Here is an 8536-nt window from a genome sequence, read left to right on the forward strand (position 1 = left end):
CCTTCTTCCTTGTGTTTTATGTCTCCATTGTACTAAAAACTCAGGAAAAAAGCGAATTCACATAGATTCACCTATGGTGAAAATGACTGTGGATAAGTAATGTTTTTCAATGTTCAGTTGTTGTTAAATATATTCAAAAGCCATAGAATTTGGCTTTGAATCAGAGTTATTTGAAAGATTGAAAGAGTAATCCACAATGAATTAAATTATTCAATCACAAACAATTGGTTATCCACCAATTACCGAAATAATATCGCAAAACAGGTTTTAAAAATTCTCTGTTTTGTACAAAAATTAATTAGTTCCCCAAGGGGGTTCTGAACAGTTACAAATATTCTTTTATTTCTCAATCTATAAAAATATTATATAATGTTTCGCCACTCTCATTTCTATAGTACCTTGAAAATTCATATTTTGTAGTGATTATTGACTTATTTCTTATGGATTTAAGACTCCTATCCTTGCATCTTTTAGATTATTACTAGATAAGCTCTTTGGATAATTGAAGAGTTTTTTGAACTTCAAAGCCATAATTTTGCATTCGAAAAAATCTCCCTAGCTGTTTTCCTCGTGGCATATTTTCCAGCTGATAATTATTCCGAATGATAGACGGAACTGTTTCAACACCGTTTTGTAGCCGCGCATAATTTTAAAATTCTTCACTGTGCATAGTTCGTTGAATGGCATCTCTGTCATGCGCTACTTTCGAGGTTATAATCTTTGCAGCACGCTTAAAATGAGTATTCCGGACTCCGTTTCACCATCTGTCCGGTTATAGGAAACCACAAAATTAATGACTTTGTTCTGCTTGGATGAGTATGGCAAATTAATGCTCCATCATCAAGTCTGCTATGCCCCACTGAAGCGGCAAGGGCTTGACACTGGATCATAAATCTGCAAATTGGTAATCAAGCGAAAATAAGTCGGTTTCCGCACTTCAGAATGCCGATTTCCATTTTCCCGGAATAGCGGTTCATTGAGCAAGAATATTCATAAAAATCTTAGGATGACATTTGTCTTGGTAGAGACTTTAGCCCCCGCAAATAAATCCCCCCAAAAGCTCCATGATGATCTGACGATTATCTACTACTTCTAAGTCATTTTTTTCTTCAAAACCTATATGCCTATTCTATATCCACAATATTTCATGTAATTTTTTCTTATTACTGTAATGCGAACAAATAAAGTTTTTACAGTTATTACCAATATTCCATTCTTTTTTGCAATAATTGCAAATTATATTGTTATGTACCTCATACCACACATATCATTAAACACCTTTTTTTCTAACGATCTAATAATATAATTAACTTTTCCCACTATTCTTTCAATCCGCCTATAGCATAAAGCACATTCGATGTTTGTTCATTAATTTCTATTTTTAACGTTAAGGCAAGCTCTTTAGTCGTTTAATCCCCAAAGCGCTTACCTTATTTCATTCTACTTCCAGCTCCTCACTGATCATTTAAACTGAACGCTTCAGTGTTCCTACTCCGGTTCGAAATATCCGCAATAGTCATCCGCTCTTACATGTGTTCTCTTTCGATTGCAATACCATTTCCAATTTGCTGTCCCATCATAATCACTAAACCTACAATCTCTACAACATTTTGCCATTTCCTTTTCCTCCTGTGTTTTTTAATTATTATTATCACAAACGTGTAATAATCAATTTTACTCTTCTGTTTCTTTTTTGAGTATTGCTTTCCATTTATTCACCTGTTGAGAATCTTCTTTACACCCATTGTTGCCTTCATAACACTCCAACAGTAACTGAATCGCCTGGACATTTCCCTGCTCTGCTGATTTTTCTAACCAATATATTGCATTCTGCAGACTCTTTTCTGTCCCCTCTCCATCCAAGTAGCAAATCCCAAGATTACATTGGGCGTTTACCTGATTTGCAGAAGCTGCTTTCTTATACCACTCTACTGCTTTTGCAAAATCTTGTTCACCTAATATCCCCAAATCATAATACAATGCCATATGATACTGCGCACCTGAATGATTTTTCTCAGCGGCCGCTTCAAAATATTTATAAGCCTCATTATAATTCTGCTCGACATGGATTCCGCGATAGTACGCAAAGCCTAAATTGAACAAGGCATTTGCGGATCCCTCTTTCGCTTTTTTCTTCCAGTCTTGAATTAACTCTTTTTGTTGTAAATTGCACATATGTAGCAAGCCTGCCTTCCTTATTTTTATCGTACCTTGCACATTCTAAATCGCTACACTATTAGACTCAATTATGATGGATTCTTAAGATAACCCTGATAATTTTTTTTGACATCTTCAAAAGTTTTTTCTACGAGAGCCTTCCCTCCTGGCATTCCTCTGCTAATAAGATGATTCAGCCTTTGCAAAGCTGCTCTGCTCTCTTCTTCAGCCTGTTTATTTAAGCCATGCAAATATGCACATGCCAGCCAGAAAACCATATCATCCATTGTATAGTTGGATTTTTTTGCTAACATAATTAGATCTGCTAATTCAATCTGTGATTTTGCATCTCCTTGTTTCGCTGCCATTTCGAAATATTTCATTGCTTTTTGTTCCCTACCAAAGAAACCTATCTCTCCCAATTTATACATAGATGCCAACAAATATTGTGCAAATGCTACGCCTCCATCAGCTGCTATTTGTAAATATTTTGTTCCCAGTTTTTTGTCTTGAACTGTGCCTACTCCATTTAAAAGATCAATTGCAACCATTAAACTAGCTTGTACATGCCCTTGATCAGCAGCCATCTTATAATATTTATGTGCCTCTTGGTCATTCTTCTCCGTATGTAGTCCTCGGTTATAGCAATCTCCAACTATGACCATTGCATCTACCTCACCTTGTTCAGCTTTTGTCACTAAATTTTTCAATCCTTCATCCATTTTTGTTCTCCTCCTTTAACTAATCTGTAACCTAGAAAGCTATTCTCTATACTTTTATTAATCGAGACTTTTTCCATTTTCCCGAATTCCACGCATATTATTTGTGAACAAAATTTATAATTTTTCGTTTTTCTGACTAATTTATGTATAATTATCACCCATACCATCCTATATATGCAATATGTGCGCTTTTATGTGCAAAAAAGGATGTGTACTTTTGCACACACCCTTTAGAATTTATTCTTTACACTATTTTATTATGGTAGTTTCATTAAGATGGAATTCAAGAACGCCTCTGTCTCTTCTTCTGTACATACATATTCTGATTCAGCCAGTGCCGATGCAAAATCTGTAAATGCGGTTCCAATATTTGAATCAACGACCTTAAAAAATTTAATATTTTGTAAGTCTGTCATATTAACAATGTCTACTCGAGAATTTCCAGTCACTTCAAAATAAACCTCTCGTGGAGATAACCATTCATCTTCCATTAACAGCAATTTTTTCTTCTTAGTCGAATACTCATTCAACAAGTATTGTAGCGCCTGCTTTCTTTCGGATATTTCTAACGGTGGTAAAAATGCCCCTATTTGCCCTTCAAATTTACCCGTCTCACAAAACCTTATTATTCCTTCTTTGCTGAACAGACACACTCCTTCGGAATATTTGAATACACCACTATTTACGATGTTTTTCCCCAAATCATATAATAGTGAGGCGCGTTCTTTTAAAATTGAAAGAAATGATTCTTCAGACATCATATCACTAAAGCAGGGTTGTGATTCAATGATCACTTTTGTAGTTTGTTTTTTATATTCAAATAGTCCATATTTTATTAATGCATCAGAATTGCTTTCTGCAATTTCAATTAGAGGAATTGAATTACTAAGTATTTTTTCAAATTCCGTATGATAATGTGATACTAGCTCTGGCACTTTTACGAGAATATATTCGGACAATGTGTTGTTAAACAGTAACACACAATTATTTGTCATAATATAAAAAGGGTATAGCATCAATGAATATCCATTATCCTCCATCCTTGAATATTGAAAATAACCTTCATATTCCAAATATTGAGAATTTACTAAAGGAAGCATATAATTTAATGTTTTTAGATTATGCATAACCTCTTCAGGCTTTATTTTCATGCTAAACATATGTTGAATCTTCACTGTATTCGTGTATTTTTTCGAAAGACGTAATACCGATCTGATAAACGAAGCATTGGTAATTGGATAATTAGTTTTAATGCTGTCATCGTTATTATTTTTTATCCCCTCCTCCAGCACATCATTAAGCACCACCTCTAACTTTGATGACAAAAGTTGATCCGCATTATCGCTTAACCTATTACTATCTGGGATATCGTTATTGTATGCCTCTATAATCATGTTATTGATGATCCGTCTGATGTAACGACGATTATAGTATGTCGTTTCTCCCGTGGACTCACATTGATATAATTCTAATAACTCACTTTTGTCTTTGCGTGGAATACGTAAAGCGCTTATAAATTGATTCACAAAATCTACATTTGGTATTCTCTGTCCATTTACCATTCTCTGTAGAGCTGTCCTTTCTAGACCTGTTTCTATCGACAAACGATATACTGTAGTCCCATTTTCCTTTATCATTTTCTTACACTTATCACTAAATGCTGACATTTCTTTCTTAACTCCTTCCCCAAATAATAAACTGCTTTCTAATTTATTAATTTTATAGTCGATTTCAGTCCATTATAACAATACTAAAGTATTTTGTAAATATACTTTACTAAGATACAATTAGCATATGTTGGAGGGATCTATATGTTGGGTGAACAAATAAAAACTTTACGTTTAATTAGAAATCTAAGCCAGATAGAATTAGCTAAATATCTTGGCGTCTCAAAACAATCTGTTAGTAATTGGGAAAACAACAATATTCAGCCATCTGTCGATTTATTGGTTAAAATAGCATGTTATTTTGGTTGCTCTACAGACTTCCTTCTTGAATTAGATAACACTCGTCATGTAATAGAAGTCACAAATCTTACAGCGCAACAAATTAGTCATATTCAGCAATTAGTAAAGGATTTTGAATCATTGAACCAACAATTAAATACACAAGATAAGGTTCTATAAATTGTACTCATTTCAAACTCCCATTTACAATTTTGAGCTGTTTTTGATTGATAACTTTATATTAAAAAAATATTAGAGCTTTTCCCATCGGAAATATTGCAGATTTTTCAAAAGATATAGTGTCTTACGTTCAGTTCAACCAACTGATATTGATTTGCAGCCACTGGTGCGACCACCTAAGTGGCGTATAAATATTATTCAACCCTCAACTCCCCTGAACACAATCGGATAACTTCTATCAACTACAAATTCGCAAATCCTCCACTTTGCAGTATTTTTTCGCAAAGTATATCAGCGTTTAAAAAGCCCTGTTCATTAAGCTGTCTACTCGTTTCCCGCAATGATTTTTCAAACTTAGAAGCCATTTGCTCAAAACCGTGTATCGCCAATTTATCATTTATACCAACTTTTTGTGCTTCTTTTCTAAATGATTCTCTTGTAATCTTATCAATACAAAGCTGCCCACCTATCATCATTCCCATATTCCTTGTAGAAGCTTCATATACCGTTGTACTGATAATATCATACGCGGGTGCCAGCGAAATTCCTTTTAGATTCTCGCTGTACAAAAGAGAGAAGTTCTTGATATGGTTATCTGTATTTCCAACAAGAAAATCAAACACAATCATATTCCACAGACTCAACTGTTCTTTAATAGGGTTTGCAGCGTGATTTAAAATAAGGCGAAACATCGCCTGCAGATATCCATTATCTTCTTTCTCATATTTTTCTGATGATGCTTTTCCCAAAGCCTGCGCAAAATCTTCCTGATGTAGGCGATATGGGACTCTTAAACCATCTACAACACTCGAGCAATCTTTTTGTAACCGATCGTATCTTTTGGTTGCAAACAAAACTTCCTCTTCTTTTGCATTCCCGGTATTAATGATAAAACTTTCCGGAATAGTGATTCCCAACCGCTGTGCTGTCAAAAGACATAATTGCTCGTTTGTAACAATACCATCCATTCTCACATGACTCTGTTTTACAATATGTGTACTAGGAGCTTCCCCGTAGGGAAGAAACCATTGATTTGATGTATCATCATAGTATAATCCCACTTTACCAGATGCACCGGTTAACGACAGGTGAGACTTTGTTACCAATTCGGCCGACTTCGTCGCACCTTCCGCAGCCAGTTGTCCTATTTGCTGCGATTTCAGTTTTTCATATCTTGCAGGTACTACTGCCTGATTTTCTTCAATTACTTTGATTGCACCCAGGCATTCATTTCCTAATCCAGCTAAAATAGAAAGATAATCATCCTCGCTCACATGAATCCATTGTGCCACTGTTCTTCTGGTAAACCCTTCCGGAAGTAGCCCCTCAAAAAAGTTTTTGGTTCGAGCCACAGAATAAGATTCCTCTTGTAACGGTAAACTCACTGATATAGGCACTGCATTAGCAGTATTTAGATATTCCTCTGCATAAGTGAAACAGGCATCCTGCAGATCATGATAGGAAATGTTTCCAACAACCGTCTGTTTTCCCTTTATTTCTAACATTATGATTAATTTCTTCATCATTCACCCCGATTCGTTACGATGCAATCCAAACCTAATATATTTAGTAAAAAAATTGTTTTTCCAATTTCACAGGAAACCTTACCATTCTCCAAATCTGAAATAAAACTCACACTCAGACCACTAAAATGTGATAAAAAAGCCTGCGTATAGTTCAGTTCTTTTCTTCGATTTCTAATTGCCTGCCCTAATGTTTTTGCATCTACGATCTTCATAGTTCCTCCATTTGTTCGTTCGGCTTAGTTTTGTATGATTTAAGTATAAATCAGTCGTACGGCTTAGTCAATCTAATTATTCATCTCGAGAATTAAGACTAGCGTGTTTGTTGATGTATTCAAAAAAGAGACAGATTTCTCTGCCTCAGCGCTCGGGAATGCTTTATCCTCATGCAATCGCTTCACTTCATTCAGACTGGTGAAGCTAAAAAAAAGAAAAACACATAATATCGTAGTTATAAAAGCGGTGCAACCACCTCATATTGATTTGTGACCACTTCATGCTAATATCAGAAAACAAAAAATAGTAATCATTCGCCCCAAAATTCAACTCTCTCTTCTGAGCGCAATCTTATTCCGAACATTTTCCACATAAAATCTTCTCTTTCATTATAAATATCAGAAATATATATTTTATCGTCATCAATACGATAAAATATACAATGGTGTTCCACATGTAGAAAATGATAGGGACTCGAAATATCTAATATCGCTTCAATGCTCGGACATTTTCTTGGATTCTCTCTAAGACGTCTAATCTTTTTTGTGATGTTCGAAGTAATCTTAATTCCTAAGTCCTTTTTAATCTGGAGAAGTTCATGGAAAAGATGAATTCAAAACTTTCTGCACCATTGCTGACAGACATCCTGTTCTACATGATACAAAAAATGTTTATATAGGTGACCATAGTTATTGCTCTTATAACAACATGTCTCATGTTATTACCTCTGACCAAATATTTTCTTTTCCGCACCAAAGATATTCACTCCAAAGGTCTGGTTGGAAAATTTGATTGTCCGGATTCTGACACCTTCGATGTTGATGTGAATGTTACACTTGTCAGAAGTCTCTCGAGAAAAATTCAGGTTAATGCTGATTGCTATAAACGCTTTGTAGATCAGGCTGCATCGTTTGATTATCTCGAATACGGATCCGCTGGTACATACGATATCTCTTTCCGGGTTGTTCGGTTTAAACTTTCTGATGATACCTATGAATGCCTTGTTACAAATCTTCCACGTGAAGAATTCGATATACAGAAACTAAAGCTTTTATACTTTGCCAGATAGTCAATAGAACCCTCTTTTAGAAAACTGAAATATACGATTGGACTAAGCAATTTTCATTCGTCTGACCACAAAGGAAGATTCCATAGATGTTATGAAAATCCTTCAGTCCGAACTTTATTCCAATAAGGGACGAACGCCAATACCCAAGGCTAAAAACGGCTCATTTCCGAAAGCCTCGGTATTTCATATACAGAGCCGCTTAGGAAAGTTCATAACACTTGATATTATAGCATTTTTTAAAGCAGATGAAAATCTGTTTATTTGTCGTTGAAAAAATTATTTTCCATACACTTTATTTCAGAGTCCAATTCAATAACTTTTGCGACTATTACCGTGATTTTTTGAATTAGTTCCATGCTAATCATAATTAACTAAATGACATTGAATGCTGAACTGTAACGATACATACGTATTTAGCTTGGCAGCGTTGAGGAATAAAAACTTTTCGCAATAAAATAACCAGAATCTAAGCAGGAGTACCTCTTGTGCGGTAAAATATAAGTAACAAATTTTTCGCACAGGAGGTTTTTACGAATGACAAAGAAAGAAAAACGTGAACGAAAGAAACAGGACCGTGGAATAGTTGATTTTATGATGGTTGCAAATCATTTCTTTCATTATTTACAACAATGGATCTCGGAAATGAACGATCCAAGAGATTCAAGTTACATCACGTATTCGCAGACTGATCTTGGGTATATGGCGATTCTCAAAAATATCTGC

General features: G+C 34.9%; 9 protein-coding genes. 2 read left to right on the plus strand and 7 right to left on the minus strand.

The genetic code is table 11. The annotated features are described in order from the left end of the window. Positions 1-1488: 1488 nt before the first annotated feature. The 4 genes from BUB85_RS22260 to BUB85_RS20035 form a co-directional block, all read right to left on the minus strand. Entirely contained in the window at positions 1489-1617 is a 129-nt protein-coding gene (locus BUB85_RS22260; protein ID WP_278319619.1) for a hypothetical protein, read from the minus strand. Between the two features lie 57 nt (positions 1618-1674). Further along, complete coding sequence (locus tag BUB85_RS20025) at positions 1675-2175, minus strand: tetratricopeptide repeat protein (RefSeq protein ID WP_073113262.1); 501 nt, start codon at positions 2173-2175, stop codon at positions 1675-1677. A 71-nt stretch (positions 2176-2246) separates the two neighbouring features. Then, the gene (locus BUB85_RS20030) at positions 2247-2879 is read right to left on the minus strand and encodes a tetratricopeptide repeat protein (protein WP_073113263.1); all 633 of its coding nucleotides are present in this window, start codon (positions 2877-2879) and stop codon (positions 2247-2249) included. A 257-nt stretch (positions 2880-3136) separates the two neighbouring features. Continuing rightward, on the minus strand, positions 3137-4546 hold the full coding sequence (locus BUB85_RS20035; protein WP_073113264.1) for a hypothetical protein: 1410 nt from the start codon (positions 4544-4546) through the stop codon (positions 3137-3139). Positions 4547-4690: 144 nt separating this feature from the next. Here BUB85_RS20035 and BUB85_RS20040 point away from each other — a divergent pair, with 144 nt between their 5' ends. After that, positions 4691-5005 (plus strand): helix-turn-helix domain-containing protein, encoded by a 315-nt coding sequence (locus tag BUB85_RS20040; RefSeq protein WP_073113265.1) that lies wholly within the window; start codon positions 4691-4693, stop codon positions 5003-5005. Between the two features lie 242 nt (positions 5006-5247). On the opposite strand, the gene BUB85_RS20045 is transcribed toward BUB85_RS20040, so the two are convergent. From BUB85_RS20045 to BUB85_RS22715, 3 genes are all read right to left on the minus strand, one after another. Next, a complete protein-coding gene (locus BUB85_RS20045) occupies positions 5248-6531 on the minus strand; it encodes a HipA domain-containing protein (protein ID WP_242945509.1) in 1284 nt (427 codons plus the stop codon). Beyond that, positions 6528-6743, minus strand: coding sequence for a helix-turn-helix domain-containing protein (locus BUB85_RS20050; RefSeq protein ID WP_073113267.1), 216 nt, complete (start codon positions 6741-6743; stop codon positions 6528-6530). The genes BUB85_RS20045 and BUB85_RS20050 overlap by 4 nt, the downstream gene beginning before the upstream one ends. 311 nt (positions 6744-7054) lie before the next feature. After that, a complete protein-coding gene (locus BUB85_RS22715; protein ID WP_084534162.1) occupies positions 7055-7357 on the minus strand; it encodes a type II toxin-antitoxin system RelE/ParE family toxin in 303 nt (100 codons plus the stop codon). Positions 7358-8347: 990 nt separating this feature from the next. On the opposite strand from BUB85_RS22715, the gene BUB85_RS20070 reads away from it, so the two are divergent. Next, positions 8348-8536: hypothetical protein (locus tag BUB85_RS20070; RefSeq protein ID WP_200803602.1), on the plus strand; the 189-nt coding region annotated here is incomplete at its 3' end.

Origin of the sequence: Hespellia stercorisuis DSM 15480 (assembly GCF_900142165.1) — a bacterium.
GTDB lineage: Bacteria > Bacillota > Clostridia > Lachnospirales > Lachnospiraceae > Hespellia > Hespellia stercorisuis.